At 63.3% G+C, this 22125-nt stretch carries 2 protein-coding genes (1 of these 2 running past the window's edge); both read left to right on the forward strand.

The annotated features are described in order from the left end of the window. Window positions 1-19716, forward strand: the 3' portion of a protein-coding gene (locus VSP_RS06710; protein ID WP_009959582.1) for a PKD domain-containing protein. 14289 nt of this gene lie to the left of the window's left edge; 19716 of the gene's 34005 nt are visible here — the last part of the coding sequence; its start codon lies beyond the left edge, outside the window; the stop codon is at window positions 19714-19716. A 74-nt stretch (window positions 19717-19790) separates the two neighbouring features. Continuing rightward, window positions 19791-22124 carry a TolC family protein gene (locus VSP_RS06715; RefSeq protein ID WP_009959584.1) on the forward strand — a complete coding sequence of 778 codons (2334 nt, stop codon included), beginning with the start codon at window positions 19791-19793 and terminating at the stop codon, window positions 22122-22124. The last annotated feature ends 1 nt before the right edge of the window (window position 22125 follow it).

Genomic DNA, 22125 nt, shown 5'->3' on the forward strand with positions numbered 1-22125 from the left:
CATGCGGACGTGTACTCCTCCTCCCTGGCGGCGGGCGTCTCTGGCGGGGCTTCCATCTCAGTCAGTGGCGGCGGTGCCGTCGGGATGAATGCCATCTATGGGGACACCCATGCGGCGATCATGGACTCCGGGGTGACGGCGGCGGGGGATGTGGACCTCGACGCCACCAATGTCTCCATCATCGACGCCGAGGTGCGGGCCCTGTCTGCCTCGGTGGCCATCAGCGGCAGTGCGGGCATTGGCGTGGCCCTGGGGGCCTCTATTGCAACGAACCTGATCGGTGGCGGCACTTATCGTGACATTGACGCCAATGGCAATGTCACCACGGCCAGTCTGGACAAGGAAGCCCTGCGGGTGAGCACCCTGGTGGAGGACTCCACCATCAACACGGGTGGGCGTCTGGAGATGACCACCCTCTCCCAGCAGACCATTCTATCGGATGCACAGGTGGCCACGGTCTCTCTGTCCCTGGGGGCCAGCTTCGCCGTGGCCGCCTCGGCTGCGGGCACCTTTGCAACCAATGCCATCGAGACGGATGTTTCCTCGAACATCCTCCGCTCAGCGGTCCAGACGGCCCTCGGGGTGGACATGGATGCGCATGACCGCTCAATCATCGATGCCGAGGCAGGCGCCTCCGCCATCTCGGCCGCGCTTTCACCCTTTGGCGTTGCCATCTCCTTTGCCGGCACGTTTGCCACCAACGAGACGGACAACAACATCTGGACCGCCATAGAGCAGAGCTCTGTCGCCGCCGCAGCGGGCAACATCTCGGCCGAGGCTTCCTCCACCCCGCAGATCAACGTCCAGGCTCAGGCCGCCGCCCTGGCTGCGGGCATCGTGGCGGTCGCCGGGGCGGGCATCGGCTCGGATGCGGTGATCCACAACACGGTGCAGTCGTACGCCACCGGCTCCCAGGTGACTGCCTTGCAGGGTTCCGTGAATTTCGATGCGCGGTCCACGGTCTCCGTCACGCCGGTCTTTGTCAGCACGGCGGTTTCTGCCGGGCTCGGGGCCGCCGTCAGCGTCATCCGCTCCAGTGTGGACATCGGCGGTGCCACCCGTGCCTATGTGCACGGGGGCGCGCTCTCCGCCCGCAACCTCACGGTCAGTGCGGACCATCGCACCGATGCAAATGCCAGCCTCGTCAGCGTCAGCGGCGGGCTCCTTTCCGCCTCAGCGATCGCGGCCACGATCAACGACTCCTCCAGTGTCGTGGCCCACATCACCGGTACCACGGTGACGACCACGGATCCCGCAGTGGGGGTCACAGTGCGGGCCCGCGGACAAACGTACATCACCACGTTGAACGTGGCGGCCGGTTTCGGCGTGGTGGCGGGCACGGTGGTGTCCAGCACCGCCTCGGCCTCGCCTGACGTCGAGGCCTATCTGGGCGATGAAACAACCATCGCCGCAGGTGCGGGAGATGTGAATGTCACCGCCAGCCATTCCGGCACGGTGCAGTCCACCGGCGTGGGGGCTTCGGCAGGGGTCATCGCCGTGGGTGTGACTGTGATCGAGTCCAGCCTCACTCCCAAGGTGGTCGCCAACACCCGGGGCGATGTCATTATCTCGGGCAGTGATGTCCTGTTTGATGCCAAGTCGGACACCGTCGGCAGAAATATTTCATTGGACTTCCTGGCCGGTTCAGGTCTCGGGGCCGCTGCTGCCTTCATCAATGGATTGATCTTCGGCGGGGAGGGCGTGCAATCGCTCGCCTTCGCCGGTGCGGGCGGGATCGGTGCCGGGGTGGGCGTGGTGGCCACCACCATCTACTCGCCGGACGTCTTTGCCGGACTCAGTGATGACACCGAGATCGAGGTGACGGGCGACGTCACCGTGCGCGCGCTGGCGGAAGGTCTTGCCGACTCCACAGGCCTGGGCATCACCGTCGGCGCCCTCGCCGTCGGCTTTGTGCAGACGAATGCCAACGTGAATGGCAACGTGAAGACAGACGTGGGCGGCCGCATCAAAGCGCGGAACCTCACGCTCGACACGGATGGGAACCTGGATGCCGAGGCCCTGACCGTGGCGGCCGCAGGCGGCGTCATCGGCGTGGCCATCAACTCCTCGGATATTTTCCTGAACCCCGAGGTGGTCGCCTCCCTGCGCGACTACGCCCTGATCGAACTGGAGGGCAACCTCAGCATTCAGGCCCACTCCGACGCGGCCGTGAAGGCCAACACCGTGGGGGTGGATGCAGGCATCGTCTCCGTGGGATCCTCCGCGGTGGACGTGTCCATGACCCCCACCGTCTCCAGCACGATCGGCGACAACGTGCTCGTGAATGCGGAAGGCACCATCCTCGTGCAGGCTGCGGTGGCGCAGAACCAGTCCACCACCAAGGTCACCGCCTCCTCCGGCAAGCTGATCGGCATGACCGGTCTGGAAATCGAACAGACCTTCGTGGAAGACGTGAGCGCCGGCATCGGTGCGAACAGCCAGATCCTCGGCATGACCGGGATCTCCATCCTGGCAGCGGGCAGGACCACCAGCCGGGCCGATGCCCAGGTCTTCGTCGTGGGCGGTCTGTCCGGCCAGAACGCGGAGGCCAGCGAGGACATCCGCTCCACGGTGGCCACCGGTGTGGGCACCGCCTCCACGGTCTTCTCGAAGGGGATCGTCACCATCGATGCGGACAACCAGATCGATGTGGACAACCTCACCGGGACCCAGTTCTACGGCGTGGGCAGCCTGAACTTCGCCCGCTCTGAGACGGATGTGACCGGCCTGGACGGCTCCACCCTGGCCCGGACCACCATCGGTCAAGGCGCCATCGTTGAGGGCGTCACGGTCAATGTCTCCGCCGACGTCAGCAAGCTGAAGATCACCCATAACGACACCTCCGGTGAGCAGTACTCCGTGGGGGGCTTCATCCAGACCACCTCGGACATTGATGTGCGCTCGGATGTGGAAGTGCTTCAAGCCCGCAACAGCACCCTCATTGGCGGGACCGTGAACGTCACGGCCAGCCAGGGCAACATCGACATCAACAGTGAGGCTCGCGGCGCCGGCTTTGGCCTCTCCGTAAGCCATGACGGCCAGGTGTTCGACACCGTCGATCTCGGCACCTATGTGACGGTTGAAGAAGGGGCGGCCATCCTGGGCAACGTCATCCGCGTGATCGCCGATGGCGGTGACTCCGGTGACCGCGTACGCCAGAACACGGAAAACAACGCGGTGGGCATCGACTTCGCCTCCGACGACTACGAGCTCAACGTCATCTCCATCGCCGAGGTCAACTTCTTCGGCAAGATCGGTGCCGGGGTGCGCAACGCCAAGCTCTTCATTGATGCGGCGGGTAACATCACGAACCGAGACTTCGTCGATGCACGCCGTGCCGGCGGTGAGATCATCATTGACCAGCTCAATGCCGGATCCGTGCCCACCTCCGTCACCCTGCTGGCGCTCAATCCCACCATCAACGTCTTTGATGACCCGGACCACCGTCCGACCTTCCTCGGCATCCCGACGGGCTCTCCGTACGGGCCGGACACGAACGAACAGCACGGCAAGGTGACGATCGGCAGCAATGCCACCATTTCCCAGGCGGACCGTTTCAACTCCGTGGATGTGGTGAACCGCTCCACGCTGGACGTGCGCATTCTGGACATGAACGTCCTTTACGACGGCCTCCCGGGGCCGGTCGTCACGCTGCTCGCAGGCCAGGTCGTGGGTGCCTTCACCCAGACCGGTCCGCAGCGCTTCAACGGCACCCGCATCGAGATGGAATCCCACCATGCCACCGTGGGGGCAGGGGACTTCATCATCGACGGCGTGATCTACAACCCGACCGGGTCCACGAAGATCGTGGCCAACGGCGGCTCCGTGATCCAGCCCAATGAGGACGGGGGGATCACCACCGGCTCCCTCTACATTGAGACGGCCAAGGGACGGGTCGGCGAGGATGAAGAGCGCATTGAAGTGACCATCCTGCAGGACGCCAGCCTTCTGCCAGAGGCCCGTCTGGAAGTCCATGCCTACGGCGAGATCGGCCTCGACATTGATCGTGCGGGCACACCGATGCTGACCCAGCTGGAACTGGCCGGCCTCACCTCGGTGAGCGATGACATCTTTGCCTCGTTCGGAGGATTTGACCTCCTGGTGACAGATCTCATCAGCGCTCCCGGCCATGTGGAGATGACGGAGATCAACAACATGATCGATGCCTTTGACGGCGAGTTCGATCTGGTCGCAGACACCGTGTATCTCCAGGCCACCGGATCGGTGGGCCACTACGTGGTGAAGCCCAACGGCGCGATCATCCACAGCTACAATGCCTTTGAGGCCAAGATCAACGCCCTCGAGGCCAATGTGGGCAGTCTCTACCTGCGCAACGCCCATGACATGGAAGTGGGCGGCACGGAAGACGCCAATGTCGGCATCCGCGCCACAGGTGTGGTGGACGTGCAGCTGCCCGGCATCATGCACCTGCTTGAGGATGTGATCGCGGGTGGGAACGTGATCCTCGGCGCCTTCGACGTGGAGGACACGCAGGACTCCGTGCTCATGGTGGATGGCATCACCATCCAGAGCCAGACCGCCGATGTGACCCTGCTCAACGGGGACGTCTTCATCTACAACTCCACGCACCGCATCAAGGCTGCCGGTCTCCTGACCATCGCCATGGACCAGGGGAACGTGGACGGTGGCGTGGGGGTCACCTTCACCACCCCGGACAACCTGAACCGCGATGTGATGCAGGCCAACGAGCTGCTCATCGTCACCGGTCCGGACCGCGACAACATCATCATCCCGGATCTGTACATCCCGACCCGCTTCGAAGGCGGCGCGGACTTCGACACCATCCGCGTGCATCTGGTGGATCCGCCGAGCAACCGCACCACCCTGCGGAATGTGGACGTGGAGGACATCACCTTCACCACCCAGGTCACCGCCGACTGGCTCATCGACACCACCCAGATCGCCCAGCAGTACGAGCTCTTCGGCTGGGACATCCTCTCCGGACTGCCGGCTCCCGGCCCCACCATCACGGTGGAGAATTCTTTCCTCGAATCCAGCGGCATCAAGGTGGTGCAGAACACGCACTCCAATGCCGATGCCTTCAAGGCCATGGTGGCGGACTACTCCTTCACCGATGGTGAGGAGCGCCTGGATGTGCTCCAGCTTGACCACATCGTGAACGTCCACCTCCTGGGTGGCGATGACATGCTGAAGGTCGGCGGCATCCGCCAGGCCGGCCCGGGCGATTCCCCGCCCCGCGCTGAGGTGGCACCGTTCCAGGTGTCCAGGTTCCTCACCGTGAATGCGGGCGATGGCAACGACCATTTCCTGCTGGAAGATCCGCGCACGGGTGATGCGGTGCCTTATGGCCGCCTCGGCGTCACGGAGGACGGTCATGGCCTGATCGCCAACTACGAGATCGAAGGCGCACCGACCACGGAGAAAGCCATCATCTTCCAGGAGTTCGAGAGCCTTACCGTGAACCTCGGGGAGACCGATGGCATCTTCGTGGTGGAAGACACCGTCATCCCGACGGTGATCAACCTCGATGCGGATGAGGACGTGGCGGGAGATACGGACAACGGCTACGGCAACGACGTGGTCAATGTCTTCAAGATCACCGCGGACCTCACCATCAACGGTGAGCAGGGTGACGATGACTTCAACATCATCGGGACCGGCCCGGGAGCCCTCGTCATCAACGGCGGGGCTCATGACAAGTCCCTGGATCTTCCGACGGGCGGTGATCGCATCCGCTACGGAGCCACGCGCCACTTTGACGGCAATGTGGTGAACGTGCTGGACGCGCAGAACGCCATCAAGCTCTTCGGCACCGGTTGGGAAACGGGTGACCAGGTCATCTTCACCACGGACGGCACCGGTCCGGCGATCCTGCTGGAAGACGGCACCCGGTCAACGCTCCAAAACGGCGGCGTGTACTACGTCGTGCGTCAGGGGCGCGACATCATCCGCCTCACGGATACCAAGGAAAAGGCGGAGGCCCTGGCCGCTTACCTGCGGAACTTCACGCTTCCAGACACGGGCCTGAATGACAACCTCATCACCCTTCTGGACGGGGGGCGTGGCAATCATCAGCTCACGCTCGCCAGCAATGGCACGCCGCTGCTTGAGCAGACGGTGGGCGGCCTGATCGATGGTGAGAACGGCAATCCTTCCCGCCTGGTCTTCAACAATCCCGGCACTGGCAAAGCGATTTCCGTCAACGCCACCACGAACACCTTCACGGTGGCAGATGTCTCGGGGCTGACGGAAGGCCGCAAGGTGGCCTTCTACGCCGGGGCGGATCTGCCTGCGGGATTGAAGAGTGAGATCTTCTACACCGTGGTCAATGTTGACGCCGCCGCGGGCACCTTCCAGCTTCTGGATCCGGATCCGCTTGCGGCTGAAGGGGCGATCCTGGATCTCTCCTCTTACGCCACTGAGGGCACCACCTATGTCACGGTGCTCGGCACGGTGGACTTCACCAATGTGGAGAAGCTCAACGTCCTGCTCGGCCTGGGCAAGGACACCTGGGTGATGGACAACGCCAACAACAACCTCCAGGTGGAGGTGCGTGGCGGCCCCGGCGATGACGAGGTGGTCATGTTCCGCATGGGCAACAACACCGTGATCCAGGGAGATCAGGGTGAGGATGACACCCTGCGTGTCATTGTGAACGGCGACCCGCAGCAGGACCAGTTCGCCCGCCTGGTGGTGGGCGCTGGCATGGAGCGGCTGTCCGTGGACAACTCCGACAACGCCAATGGCGTGGACTGGTACATCTCCCAGGGCCAGCTCTACTTTGGCGATGGCAAAGGCACGGCCACCGTGGCCACCGACGATACCTTCACCTCTGCAGACTTCGACGGGGCCACGCCGCTGGCAGTGGGAGACCGGGTGCTTGTCAGCACAGTGACCGTGGCCATCACGGACAACCAGACGACTGCCGACGGTCTCAATGTGACCCGCGGCGGAGCTCTGCCCACCTATCGCACCACCGGCAATCCTCCCAGCGACATCCTGCTGGATCAGGGGCAGTTCTACTATGTCACCAACCTCAGCGGTGGTCGCTTCGAACTCGCCCAGACGCTGGAAGACGCCATGGCAGGCATCTCGCTGGACATCGTGAATGCGGGTGCCGGCGCGGTGAACTTCACCCGCGTGGACATGCTGGTGAGCCTGGAAGGCGCGAAGAAAGCCGAGGTCATTGGCGGGCGGGAAGACACCAACGCAGACGGTCGCCCCGACGCAGACGGTCAGGCGACGCATACCCTGCACGTCGTTTCCCCACTGGCGAGCACCATTGAACTTACCCGCAACAGCCTGACCATCGTGGAAGGCTCGCGGGTGCTCGATCACGAGGACAGCCTCTATCAAGCCAGCTTCCCCTCACTGCGGGTGGACGGTCTGCAAGGGGTGGAAAGCCTCGTTTCCACCAGCGGGACGACGACCTTCCTCGTGCAGGATGCACTGGGCGTGTATCGCCCCATCACCAGCCTCCCGGCGGTGTTTGCTGCGGGTACGGCGGAGGATGAGCTGGCCATGTTCGTGCGCACCCAGGATGCCACGGACCCCACGCGCTCCTACCTGCGCTACGTGGGCTACATCCCCACCATGGTGGATGGCGTGCAGGTGGTGCCAGACCGCCCGCATACCATCACCCTCAGCCCGGATGAGCGCTATCTCTACGTGTTGGGAGATACCGCCATCAGCCAGTTCGCCATCGGGGTCACCTTCAGTGGTCTGCCGACGCTGACTCATGTGGCCACTTATCAGACCGATCTCAAGAACATCGATGCGGCTGGCACGGATGTGGCCCGCGGGGTGAATGACCTCCTCAGCCCGACGGGCACGGATGCCCTGCACCGTCCTTCGGACATCTGGATCAGCCCGGATGGCACAAAGGTCTTCATCACCGACCAAGGCTCCAACGCCTCCGGCAGCGATGACGGCGATGGCATCCTCGTGTTCACCCGGGATGTCGCCACCGGGCTGCTCACCCGTTTCGAGCAGAAGATCACCCGCCTCACCGATCTGGGCCGCAGCCTGGATGTGGGCTTTGACTTCTCCAGCGGGGCCACGCCCAGTTCCACCGCCTCCAGTCTGGAAGGCTCTGACCGGATCGTGGTGATGGATCAGCCGCTGGCCAACTCCAGCCAGGCGGGCCTCCAGCTCACCTCAGACCGCGTCACCTACCGCTTCAATGCCGTGGGCACCTCTGTGGGAGAGACCATCACCCCGTATGTGATGCGTGTCACCAGCGAGCTCGACCTGAACGGCAACGTGGTGTCCAGCTTTGAGATCGTGGCGACCGGCACCACCCGCATCATTGAGAAGACGGGCATCAACGAGTTCAGCTTCGACCTCTCCACCGACCAGACCGGCACTGTCTTCGATGGCGTCGAAGGTTTGTACTTCGGCTGGTCCACCAGCGGCGGTGCCGTGGTGGGGCATGAGACGGGCACGGCGGCGGATTCGTTTGTTGTTGCCTCGAACGGAAGCTCCATGACCTTCCAGAACGGGGTCCGCTTCTCCATGGAGGCCAGCTTCGAAATCGAGGCGGTGAAGGGCATCACTGACCCCACCGCCCTGGTCGTCGCCAACGATCTCGCCCGCGTCTATGTAGGGGACAAGGCCGGATCCGTGGCGGCCTTTGAATGGGACGCTGCCCTCGGCAAGTACATCGTCGTCAAGGCGGATGAGATTCGCGAGTTCGACACGGTGGGCACGGGCGGCTCCACCACTTCAAACCTCCGTGACGACGGGGATGGGGAGATCGGCATCGCCCACCAGAACGACGGTGTGGTGGTCTATGCCGGAGAGACCCGCATTTCCACCAGCGATGGCAAGCTCTACATCAACAACAATCTGGTAAACCTTCCGAATACGCTCGATGGCGGGCGGATCATCTTGAAAGGCAATGGGGTGGTGTCTGTGGCCACAAACGGCACCCAGATCTACGTGGGCGTGCCCCAGGCGGACTACAACGACTACCGGGCCAACAGCGTCATCGACAATGACGACCGCGGCGTGGTGCTGGTCCTCGACTTGTCCGGTCAGATCACCGGGTTCCTGGAATCACCCTCGAGTGCCAAGGAGTCGAACTTCGGCATGGGACTCGCTGCGGACGGGGATGTCCTGGCGGTGGTGGGCCGTTACAACGGGCTCAACACGCTGGCCATCTATGAGAATGGCCAGTTGAAGAAGACAGACAGCCTCTCTGGCTCGTCCATGCGGGTGGATGTGGACGGGGATCACCTCATTGTCGGCACCAGTGCCCAGAGCCGCATCTACAGCCGCCAGGCCGGCGGGAACTGGACCCCGGTGGCCAATCTCACGGGCGGATACGCCGTCACCATTGATGGGGATGTTGCCAGGGTTTACCGCAGCGGCTCGATCGTCAGCTACCGCGAACGCGGCGTGAACAACTGGGTGAAGGAGCACGAGTACGACACCTCGATCAGCAACCGGACCTTCATCTCGACGGACGAGTACGACTTCCTCACATACAAAATCAAGATCAATTCGGCGGACATCAACGTCCCCAACGACTCTGGCAGCAGCGCGGAAGTCGGATTCCGCGTCCGCATCAACGGCGGTGCCTGGTATGAACCCATCTATCGCGACGGGGTTTCCGAAGACTACACCAACTTCAACATCGACATGAGCTGGACCTTCCCGTACACAGGCGGGACGATTGAAGCCCAGTTCCGTGAAGATGACTCCACCTCCGGGGACGAATGGTCCCCGGTCATCCGCATCGCCACCGGGGACGGTCTCGGCGAGCATCGTGAAGGCGACACGGGTGAGATCGATGCCTGGCTCAACTACGAGGTGATCCTCGTGGATCCAGGTGAGAACACCGCCATTTCCTCGACCTTTGTGGATGCGTTGGGCGGTCTCGTCAGCATGGCCAGCGGCAGCGGCGTGCGCATGTTCTCCGACCAGACCTACCAGGCCGCGACTTACACCGGCACCTCGATCACGGACCTCGTGCTCAACGAGTCTGGCGTGCTCTACGTGGCGGACGGTGGCGCTGGCAAGGTGTATGCGCTGAACAACCTGATGGCCAAACTGAAGGGCCTGGGTGAGCTGGAAGGCGGCAGCCCTGCTTCTGACGGCATCAACGATGCGCCCGTGGCCGGCAATGATTTCGCCAGCGGCACTGCAGACACGCCCGACACCATCGAGGTGCTGACCAATGACTCCGACCCTGATGACGTCGCCTCCAGCTTTGTGCTGCAGACCATCGACGCCGTCACCGTGACCGGCCTGCCCGGCCTGACCAATCCTGCGAGCCTTTTCTCCGTGAACAACGGCAGGGAGGTGGTCTTCACGCCTGGCAATGCCCTGCAGAGCCTGGGAGCCGGCGAGTCCATCACCTTCCACGTGTACTACACCATGGCGGATGACTCCGGCGCGCAGGCCTCTGCCCGCCTGGAGTACACTGTGACCGGCGTGAACGAAGCCCCGGTGGCGGTGAATGACGCGGCCACGACCAACGAGCTCCAGACTGTGAGCTTTGACGTGTTGGGCAATGACACGGACACCGACCGCTCGGATGTGCCGGCCCGCTTGATCCTGGATGCGATCGAGTCCGTCACCTATGATCAGAACGGCACCACGATCACCGTGGCCACCCCTGAGGACCTGTTCGTGATCGATGGCCAGCGCCTGGTGTTTCAGCCGGGTGAAACGCTGCGTGACCTCGCGACTGGCGAGTCGGTGAACTTCACCGTGACCTACCGTGTGGCAGATGCCGCAGGTGGCACCAGCACGGCCACCTTCTCCCTCGCGGTGGATGGGCAGGCAGAAGTGGCCACGACCAACGCCACGGACACCTCTGGCAACGCGGTGGTGAACATCCACCAGAACGCCCCGGTTTATACCGAGAACCTGCTCGACAGCGAAGAGGCTGGCTCGACCATCGATCTGGAGACCCTCATCGTCACGACCAGCGACAATACGAGCGCCTACGGTGCGCTGCTGGTATCCGCTGACGGCGAGCTCACCCTGGATCCGGATGTGGCCTCCCTGCTGAACATTCCGGCTGGCCAGATCCGCACCCTCACCCTGACGTACGAGGTGGAGACCCCCACCAACGGCACAGTGGTGCGCACGATCCTCTTCAACATCACCGGGGCCGCGGCGGCCCCGCGGGTGGGAGGCCCGCTCGAGGTGGAGCTCACGGAAGCAGGCGGATCCCTTTCGCTGCTTGATGGTGCCACCAGCAATTCGGCGCTCTCTCTGAAGAACCTCACCACTCTGGGCGGCGACCAGTCCGGCGTGACCATTGATCCGGTCACTGGCCAGGTCACGGTCTCCAGCACCGCTTACCAGAGCCTGTCGGAGGGTGAGTTTATCGACCTGTCCTATCGCTATCGCCTGGAAAACGCGGACGGCCTTTCCACCTGGCAGACGGCCGTGATCCGGATCACCGGCAGCAATGACGATCTCAGCGGCCCGGCCACGGTGGACGGCACCGTCAATGAGGGCGGCGTGCCGCTGGTGGTGGATCTCCTTGCGAACGTCACCGACAGCGATGCGGGTGATGTGGTGAAGATCCAGTCCGGCAGTGTGGTCGTGACCAGCTCCCAGTATGCTGCAGCGGTGAAGGTCCACGAGGAGGTGGGCACCGTCACGGTGGACGCGAACCATAGCGTCTTCAGCAGCCTGAACACCGGGCAGACGGCCAATATCACCCTGGCCTACACGGTGACAGACGGGAACGGCTCCACGCTCGAGCGGACCGCCACCATCGTGGTTCAAGGTCTCACCGGCACCGGCTATGACCAGGCCATCTTCACCCTCGTGGATGCCGAGAACGGCAACCGTCTGGGCGGAGCCTCCGGTCTGTACCTCAGCGGAGATGGCAGCCGCCTCTACGTGACGGCCTCTGACCTGACCGGGGCCAATGACAATGCCGTCAGCGTCTATGACGTGCTCAACGGCGGCAAGACGCTGGTCCGTCTGGACACCGCGGAAGAAGGCGTGGGTGATGTGGCCAACGGCCTCTCCGGCGCCACGGATGCGACCGGGGAACCGGCCACCTTCACCACGGATGACAATGTCACGCACCGCTTCATTGTCACCGCAGCCAGCGGAGACTCCTCGCTGGTGGCGTTTGAAATCCTGTCTGGCAATCCTCTGACCTTCAGCCAGGGACCGAACCCGAACGGCCTCAACGGCCTGAAGGACCAGGATCCGACCAGCCGGGCCACGTCGCTCTCCATGATGACGGGCAATCCCGTGCGCTCCGCGGATGCCTCCGGCCTCACGTTCTACGCCGTGTCGGATGTGGACAATGCGCTGTATGTCCTGGAACAACAGGCGGACAACAGCATCAAGGTGGTGCAACTGCTCAAGGATGACATCACGGGTGAGTTCGGTGTGGCGGATCAGGGCCTCTCCGGTGCCAAGACCATCACGGTCTCGCCAGATGGGCGTTTTGTCTTCGTGGGCGCGACCCAGGAAGGCACCGGCACCGGGAAGATCACGGTGTATGAACGCGCCTCCTTCACCCGGGAAGTCACCAACCCGGCCACCGGTCTGCTCATGACTGAGACGGTGGATGGCCTGCGTCCGGTGACGAATGCCGTCTTTGACACCATCGCCTTCCAGACGGGGGCGAACCAGACGAATCCGGTGGCCACCCTGGCCGTCGATCCTTCCGGCAAGTTTGTGTATGTCAGCGGCGTCAATGGCACGGAGGTCTTCGCCTTTGATGCGGACGCCAAGACGCTGACTTCCCAGGCCGTCATGCCGGACCGCCTCATGGACCTGGAGTTCCTCACGCTGCCGGATGGCACCGTGCAGGCTTATGGTCTGCACAACGTGCCAGCCACCCAGGGCAGCGCGGCCGTCTCCCAGCTTCGCGTGTACTCCGTGAACCCCACGGATGGCACGTTGACGATGCTCGGCAGCACCGATGCCAGGTTGAGCAACGCCAAGTCCATCGTGATCGGGCCGGAGATCGTCCAGGAACTGGGCTCCTTCTCCACGAACATTGCCCAGGGGCGCTTCGTGTATGTGGCCAGCGCGGACAACAACGCCCTCGTAGTGTTTGACCAGTTCAGCACCGATGGCACCGACCAGGCCATCGACGGGCAGCTGGAGTTCCGCCAGCTCCTCCGCGAAGGGGTGAATGGCGTGCGCGGCATCGCCGGGGCGAAGGCCCTGGTCTTCAGTGTTGCGGTGCCAGACACCACCCTCGACTTCCGCGGCGTGGATATCGATGAGACCAACCGCACCATCGCCACCGAGCGTGACCATGGCCTGACCACGGGCCAGAAGGTCTGGTTCGAGGCCGGCGAGGCCCCTGTCGGGGTCACCCCGGGCGTGGAGTACTACGTCCGCGTGGTGGATCGCTTCCACTTCCAGCTCGCGGAGACGGCAGATGCCGCCCGTGGCGCGGGGGCGGCGCAGGTCGCTGGCAGCACCGGTACGATCCAGGGCCTGGTGGCTGTCACGGGACTGGGTGACTTCAAGCTCCACACCTCCATCCCGGAAGGTGCTTTCCTCTATGCCATTGGCGAGAACTCCGTGGCGGTCTTCAGCCGCGACATCGATCCGGTGAGCAACACCGTTGGCCAGCTCAGCTTCACCCAGGTCATCCGCAACCGCGTGGGGAACATGACCAGCGGGGCCAACGAAGGCCTGTTCAACCCGAACAGCATTTACGTTGACCCCTCAGATCCGGCCACCGTGTTTGTGGGCAGCTCCTTTGACCCGCTCATTGACCAGGCTCCGGGTGGTTTCGTCACCCTGCACAACAACAAGGTGGACAGCATCTCCGTGCCGAACTCGGAGATTCACGTGGACTTCGCCAACATGAAGGGCCTGTCCATCACCACAGGTGCTGGCGATGACTTCATCACCATCAACGAGGCTCCGAACGACCGGAACCGCAACGTTGAGACCACCCTGGTGAAGGATGCCAATGGGGAGATCATCGAGACCAACGCCATCACCATCACCATCACCACGGGTGACGGGTTCGACTCCCTGACCATCAATGACGCCGCTGCGGCCATCAATGCCGACCTCCAGGGCGGTGACGACACCGTGACGGTGCGCAGCAAGCGTGACCCGGTCATCGACATCGCCGCCGGCGACGGCAACGACAAGGCGGTGGTGGAGTTCATCTCCGACGGTACGATCCTCAACATCTCCGGCATCAACAAGGCTCTTGTTGATACCTCGAACATCCAGGGCAACGGCCAGGTGAACATGTCCGGCAGCAATGCCGGTGAGAACGTGATCTTCACGCAGAACTCCGTCTCCGGCAGCCAGGCCGCCCTGGACGCCATCGGAGCCCGTGTGGAGAATGCCAATGATCCGAACTCGCTCTATGCTCAAGGTTCCGTCGGCACGGCGGGCAGCACCTCCGGCTCTGGCACCACCGTCACCATCGCAGAAGGCGAGGGGATCGTGCTGGATGCCAGCGGTACCAGACTGCCGGAAGATCCGGTGATCACCTACGGCGAGGCCCAGAACGGCCTCCTCGGCAAGCGCGTCACCTACAGCTTCGCCTGGGATCTCAATGGCGATGGCAGCTACACCGAGTACGAGCAGGTCTTCCTGGACTACGTGGTGACCGCGCAGGTGAATGAGGACTTCCTGGCCTATCTGCAGACCCATGCCGAGCCGGGGGCGGGGACGAATCTCCTCGATCCGAGCCTGCAGGCGTTTGACCTGGTCGCCCGCACCATCCTGGTGGAAAAATCCCCGGTCATCGAGCTGAGCTGGGACGACCTGGTGGACTTTGGCTTCTCCAACGCCGACATCGTCGGCGCCATCGAGAAGCGCCTTCCGCTGCGCATCACCCGCGTGGAGCAGCACTTCGACGTGGAGGGTCAGTTGATCCTGCAGAATGAGCAGTCCCGCATCATTGAGGAGAGCGACGATGAGGTCACCATCACGGTGACGGATGCCCTGCCGACCCTCAAGGTCACCGGACCTGCCCAGTTCGAGGTCAGCCTGGTGAACAAGCCCTACAAGCTGGATCTGAAGTACTCCGATCCGGGCGGCGACATCATCAAGACCTGGACCGTGAACTGGGGGGATGGCACCTCCAGCACCTACCGCAGTGAGCCGAATGCGATCCATCAGTATGACCGCCCTGGCGTGTACCAGACCAGCGTGGTGGCGGTGGATGATGATGGCAACGTCCTCTCCCAGCAGACGGTGCAGGTGACGGTGAGCTTTGGCCCGGACTCCGTGGCCGTGAACAAGGCCCTGCTGGGCTCTGAGATCACGAACGGCACCTACGTCACCCAGGAAGGTGCTGGCATCGCGCTGCAAGGCGCGGCCGCCGGTACTCCAGACGCAGACTCCTTTGTCTGGCGTGTCAACGGCCATGTGGCTGGCAGCGGTCAGAACCTGAACCTCACCTGGGCCAATCTCGTGGCGATGGGGGTCACCAATGACGGCACCTATGATGTGACGTTGACGGTGACCTATAACAACGGTGCTGAAGTGGTGACCTCCCGCGTGGCACCGCTGCAGGTGAACAACGTCCTGCCTTCTGGTGATCTCGTGAACGTGGGCCAGTGGCCGCAGGGCAGCTCTCCGGTGGTTCAGTTTGTGAACGTCACCGATCCGGCGGACATCACCTTCAGCTACCAGATCTATGTGCCCAAGGATCCGGACTTTGTGAAGCCGGAGCCAGCCCCGCTGGATGCCTCCAGTCCGAACTATGCCGCGCAAGTGGCCACCCTCCTGAAACTGGATGTGGATCTGGCGCTGCTACAGTCCTCCGGTCTGGCGGACGCTCTAGCCCGCATCGCCGCCATTGAGGAGCTCAAGGATGACGTACAGCGCGGAGCAGACACCACCCTGCTCTCCACGCTGGGAGATGCCCTGGTCGCCGGTGCCGACACGAGCCTCGTGCTGCAGGCCTCCACCAACGCCATTCGCTTCAGCGATGGCAGTGCGGCCACGCAGTCCGGGTTTGAGCAGGCCCTCAAGTCCCTGGTGCAGGAGCTCGTGGATGCGGATGGAGTCGCGGGTGCGACTGCCGAAGGCCGCGACGCGATCCGCAGCCTGATGACAAACCTGGGACGCCTGGATCCCGCCAGCGCCACCTTTGCCGCCGATGTGCAGACCATCGCCGCACTCGGCACCCAGGTGGATGCCGTGAGCGTTATTGCCACGAACTTCTCCCAGCAGATTGCCGCTCTCGTGGAGCAGAGCAACGGGCTGGTCTTCAAGGCTGCCTCGCAGTCCTACACCCTGCCGACCAGCCTCACGGCCCGGTCCGGCGTGTACACTGTGGTGGGCCGCATCTTTGACGGTGGCGGCTATCGCGAGGTGCAGACCAAGGTGACCGTGGTGAATGAAGCCCCGCTCCTGGCGATTGACTTCAACCAGACCATCGTGGTCGCCAACGAAGGCTCCGTGGCCATCGTGACCGGCACTTATTACAACCCGGGCGGTCTGCCGCTGCGCGACATGATCGCCCAGTACGAGGGCATGGCCGACGGGGAAACCTACGGCACGGTGACGTTCACCCAGCCCGATGCCAACGGCAACGGCACCTGGACCTGGACCCACACGCTCGATGACGGTCCGATCGACTCCCAGAAAAAGGTCATCATCACGGCCTACGATCAGGACATCTCCCAGCTCAACCCGCTGGGCACGCCCACGCAGACCTCCTTTGAGCTGCAAATCATCAACGTGGGCCCGACCGTGGAGCTCGATCCGATCGTGATCAATGAAGGGGACATCTTCACCCTTGATCTGAGCGGAGCGCAGGATCCCTCCAGCGCTGACAACAGCGGACCCTTCAGCTACACCTACAACTACGGCGATGGGAAAGGCTTCGTCTCCGGTTCGATGGTACAGCAGGTGCCGTCCACCGTGGTGGATGACAATGGAGAACTGATCATCCAGGGTCGTGTGATCGACAAGGATGGCGGCGCAGGCAAAGTGTCGCAGAAGGTGACGATCCTGAACGTCAGTCCGACGGTTCATGACCTCGCGGTGAGCGGCCCGGTCCTGGAGACCGGCACGGTCACTCTCACCGGCAAGTTCACTGACCCGGGCGCTGGCGATGACCATATGCTCACCATCGACTGGGCGGACGGCTCCACCGAGACGCTCACGATCACCGCGGCCAATCCGGCCAGCTTCGCCATCAACCAGGCGGGCAGCGGATTCGTGAACACGGTGAATGCAGCGGTCTCCGGCGGCTCCGGCACCGGCATGATCGTCAATCTCCTGGCCGGTGAGGACGGCGGCCTCGCGGCCGTTCAGGTGGTCAGCACCGGCTCGGGCTACCGTGCGGGAGATGTGCTCAGCATCGGGAACGCCAGCTTCACCCTGGTGGCCCTGCGGACCGGCACCACCACAGACTTTGCCCTCAAGCACACGTACAACGACGACGCTCTGCTCCCCGGCGGTCAGGGTACGGACGTGTACACCATCAAAGTCACCGCGACGGATGACGACAACGGCAGCGGCTCCGCCACCGTGGGTGCCACTGTCATCAACGCAGATCCGACGATCAGCGCCCCCACCCTCACGCTCACGAATGGTGATGACCTGCCCACCAATGGCAGCGGCGATCCCACGGTGACGGGCGGCACGGTGGTGAACCTGAGCGGATCCTTCGAGGATCTCGGCCCTGAGGACACTCACACCGTCACGATCGACTGGGGTGATGGCACCAGCGACACGCTGACCTTTGGCGGGAACACGGTCATCGACTTCGAGCGCGATGGCCAGCTCAACCCGCTGCTCTCAGGCGATCTGGCCGGCAATGCCTATCTCGACCAGGCAGGCGGCCGTGGCTTCACCATCTCGACCGGGGATCCGTCCCGTCCGCCGATGATCTTTGATTCCGCGAACCCGACCGGCGGCGACTTTGACATCGCCACGCCCAACATCCACTACGGTGGCCTGGGGCAGCATGCCACGGTGCAGGCACCCGGCTCGGTGGTGACGGGCAAGTACGGCAGCTTCAGCTTGCTGGAGGACGGCAGCTACTCCTATGTGGTGAACAGCAACAGCCCCTCCCTGGCGATGCTGCAGGCCGGCCAGACGCTGACGGAGACCTTCCACTACACCCTGACCAATGGCGTGCGCGCCAGCCTGGACATTGTGGTGGGCCGCTCCAGCAGTGATCCGACGGTGGCCACCACGGCCAACGGCAGTGCCAATCCCTACACCGGCACCCTGCCTCTTGTTGGCACGGAGGTGGCCAATGTGATCGTCTCCGACGAGTCCCTCCGCATTGAGGGAGCCTCCACCACAACGGGTGAAGGCATGAACAACCTCGCCCTGGGCAAGGTGCTCATCATCTCCAAGGATGGCGACGCCACCAACCCCAACGACGATGAAGCAGGTGGCAGGCTCATCTTCGACTTCAAGAGCCCGGTCTATCTCGAAAGCATCGATATCATCGACATCAACGAGAAGGGGGGCACCATCCAGATCTACGACGCCCAGGGTCGCCTGCTCTCCACCACGGTGATCCCGGCGGTGGGTGAGAACACCCTGCAGACGGTCTTCGTGAAGGGCCAGCCCAACGGCTCCCCGTATGAGGCCAGCCGCATGGTCGTCACCCTCGCAGGCGATGGCGCGATCTCCGAGCTGGTGTACAAGGATGTGCACCCGGTGCGCGAGTTCAGCATCAACCACCGCTACCTTGAGGAGTCAGCTCCTGGAACCCCGCACCAGATCAAAGTGACGGTGGAGGACGATGACGGCGGTGTCGCCAGCGTCTCTGCCGGCGAGATCGAGGTGACCAACGGACCTCCCATCATTGAGAGCCTTGTGACCATCCCGGTCACTGCGGACCTGAACACGGTCACGGTGATCAGCAAGTTTGTGGACTCCTCGGAAGACATCCACACGGCCAGGGTGGAGTTCGGCGACGGCACGGTGGTGGACGCCATCGTCCTGCAGTTTGACAAGACCACCGGTCGCTTCATCGAACCGACCTATCCTGGCACCACTGAGCCGGTGAAATTCATCGATCCGACGACGGGCGAGCTGGTGCCGCTGGTGAATCCGGTCACGGGTCAGGCAGAGATTGCCCGCCTCGTGAATCCGCTCACCGGCAGCATGGCCAGATTGTATGATCCGGCCACGGGCGGTTCCACCGGATCTTACGCGATCCTCGATGCCTCCGCCCGCCAGATCTACGCGACGCATCACTACGCGGCGGAGAGCACCTTCACCATCAAGGTGAGCATCACCGATGAGGAAGGCGCTACCGGCACGGATGAGACCCGCTACAGCAGCTTCCGCCCCACCTCGGGGAGTCGTGAGCACATCCGCCCGGTGGACGTGGTGCAGTCGCTCACACGGCTGGGCTTCGACATCAGCGGCCTGGTGGGTGGCAGCGGGATATTTGGCGACCGTTACGGCGCTGGCATCTTTGGCGGCTTCTCCTTCAGTTCCGACAGGGATGGCCTGGCCCTCTTCGTGGGACGCACCTCGCCTGGCGGCATTGTGGTGGTGTCCCTCTACAACGAGCTCGGCTACCTGGTCGGCGTGGAGGAACTCATCGCCGACATGGATGGCTACTGGCTGACCCAGGTGGAGGCAGATGCTCTCCAGGGGCACTCCGTCCGCAGCATCCAGGTGGTGGCACCGTCCTATCTGGATGGCCAGACCAGCTCGATGACCTACGACTTCGCCCTGGATGGGGTGGTGGAGGATGCCCTCCGGCACTCGTTTGACATTGGCAACTCCACCATCAGTGGCCGCATCATCTCGCCCGTGGAGGCGGCTTTGAACTTCTGATCTCCTCCCAGCAGTCTGCCGCCTGGAGTCTTGCTTCAGGCGCAGACTGACTCAACTTTACTCAACACCTCAACATGCAACACACCCCCCCGCCTGAACCAACCCCCGCCTCCTCCCCAGGCTGGACCAATCTGACCTGGGTGCCCCTCGTTGCCCTGGCGACGGTCATGACCGCGTCTGGGCAGGAGGCACCCACCTCCTCGGATGTCCCGGCCAAGCAGGAGGCAGCTGCTCCCAAAGACGCCAAGGAGATTGAACTGATCGAGCAGCAGCTCGTCGCCCAGATCGCGCTGACGCAGATGGCCCTCACCCAGATGATGATCTCCCGGCCGCCAGACCTTGGTGAAGGGGATGTGGATGAGAAAGCTGCAACCACCGAAAGCTCTGATGGGGAGAGTGCAACGGAGAAGCCTGCCCCGGTGAAGAAGCACCCGACCGGTGTGGCCAAAAAGGCCCAGGTCGCGAAATCCACGAAAACGACGGAGCGGACTGTCGTCTCCAAGAGCGTCGCCCCTGCTCCCGCGCCAGAAGTGGCCGCCCCTGCTCTGGTGAAAAAGAAGCGGGGCTGGTTCTCCCGCATGTTCACCGATGATGACGATGACAAAAAACAGGCTCCCGTGGCGGCTCCTGCCACCGTGGCCCAGCAGCATGATGACAAGCTGAAAACTTACTTCCCGGATGCTGGGGATGGCTCCGTGAAGATCTCCAAGCATGAGCAGTTCGGCAATGAGGCGGTGGCCGGCATTTTTGGTGAAATTGTCCGCGAGACCCAGCGGTTCAATTCACCAGAACTGGAGCTTTCCAGCATTTCCAAACTGCCGCCTGTGCCGGATGACTTCGATGCCAGCTGGAAGACGCAGATCCGCGAGCAGGTTTGGGAGAACCAGACGCCTGTGCGCTATGGCGTGGAGAAGGCTTACTCCACCGCGCTGAACAACTCGCCCAACGTCCGTACCTTCCTGCGCATCCCAAAGATCCGCGAGACCTTGATCCGGGAGAACAAGGGGATCTTCTCCCCCCAGCTTTTTGCGGAGCTGGACTACGCGCATGGTGACCAGCCTACGGGCTCCGTCCTCACCACCGGCAAGACGGGCCGCTTTATTCAGGACACCCTGGAAGGCGAGTATGGCATCCGCCAGCGCATCGGTACCGGCGGGGAGGTTTCCCTCTCGCACCGCATGAGCACCCTGCGGAACAACTCAGAATTCCTCGACCCCAACCCCCAGACTGGCAGTGAGCTGGTGCTCTCTGTGGCCCAGCCGCTTTTGCGCGGGGCAGGCTCCACCTATGTGCACAGTGAGATTCGCCTGGCAGAGCTGGACCGCAGCATGGCCCGTGGCGAAACGGTGCGTCTCCTGGAGGAGTACATCCTGGAGGTGAACCGCGCCTACTGGGGCGTGTACCTCTCCCGCGCCGCCCTGGCCCAGCGCCAGCAGCTGACGAAGCAGACCTCCGAGCTGCTCAAAATGCTGGAAGAGCGCCAGAAGCTGGATGAGTCCGCCACGAAGAGCGAACTCTTCCGCGCGACGGCCACCATGAACCGTCGTGAGGCGGACCTCCGCCGCACCCGCATGGCCGTGCGCACCGCTGAGCAGCGGCTCCGTGCCATGATGAAGGATCCCGCCGCCCCCATGGGTGCCAGCGGGGAGATCATCCCGGTGTCCCGGCCGCACCTGGCCCGGCCGCAGGTGGACATCCAGTCCATCTCCAAGGAAGCGCTCCTGAACCGCTCTGAGATGGCCCAGGCCTCCTCCAAGGTGCGGTCCGCTGCCGTGCGCCGCAGTCAGGTTATTTCCGAGTTGCGCCCGCAGCTCGACCTCGTGGGTGAGGTGGGGTCCGCAGGGATCAGCGGCGGTCGGAATCTGGGCAACGCCATTGATGACCAGACCAGCAGCGGCCTCGACTGGAGCGTCGGCCTGCGCTTCAGCTACCCGCTGGGCAATGATGCGGCCAAGGCCCGTCTGGACCGTCGCGAGATCGAGTACCAGCAGTCGCTGGATGACTACCGTATCCAGGGGGAAAACGTGCTGCTCCAGACCGTGGTGGCCTACCAGGACCTGCTCACCGCCTATCAGGACATGGCTGGCAAATACCAGTCCGCCCTGGCCTCCCGTCGTGAGATCCAGCAACTGCAGGATCGCATGAAACTGGCGGACCAGGATCCAGGAAAAACGGTGGCCTACCAGATCCAGCTGCTGCTGGATGCGATCGACCGCAATCAAGTGGCGGAGGAGGAGTTCCTCGTGGCGGTGGTGGCTTACAACACCTCCATCGCCCAGCTCCAGCGCGCCCAGGGGGTGTTGATGAAGGTCAAGGACGTGGTGCCCCTGCACTATGGCCCGCAGAGCAGCCCCACGGCGGCCGATCCACGCCTGCCCGTGGGTCTGAACCTCAAGTCCACCAAGTAGT

The sequence above is a fragment of the Verrucomicrobium spinosum DSM 4136 = JCM 18804 genome (assembly GCF_000172155.1).
Taxonomy (GTDB): domain Bacteria; phylum Verrucomicrobiota; class Verrucomicrobiia; order Verrucomicrobiales; family Verrucomicrobiaceae; genus Verrucomicrobium; species Verrucomicrobium spinosum.

Coding starts and splice junctions, on each gene's coding strand:
- VSP_RS06715 (WP_009959584.1), top strand. CDS start 19,791: ATGCAACACACCCCCCCGCCTGAACCAACCCCCGCCTCCTCCCCAGGC.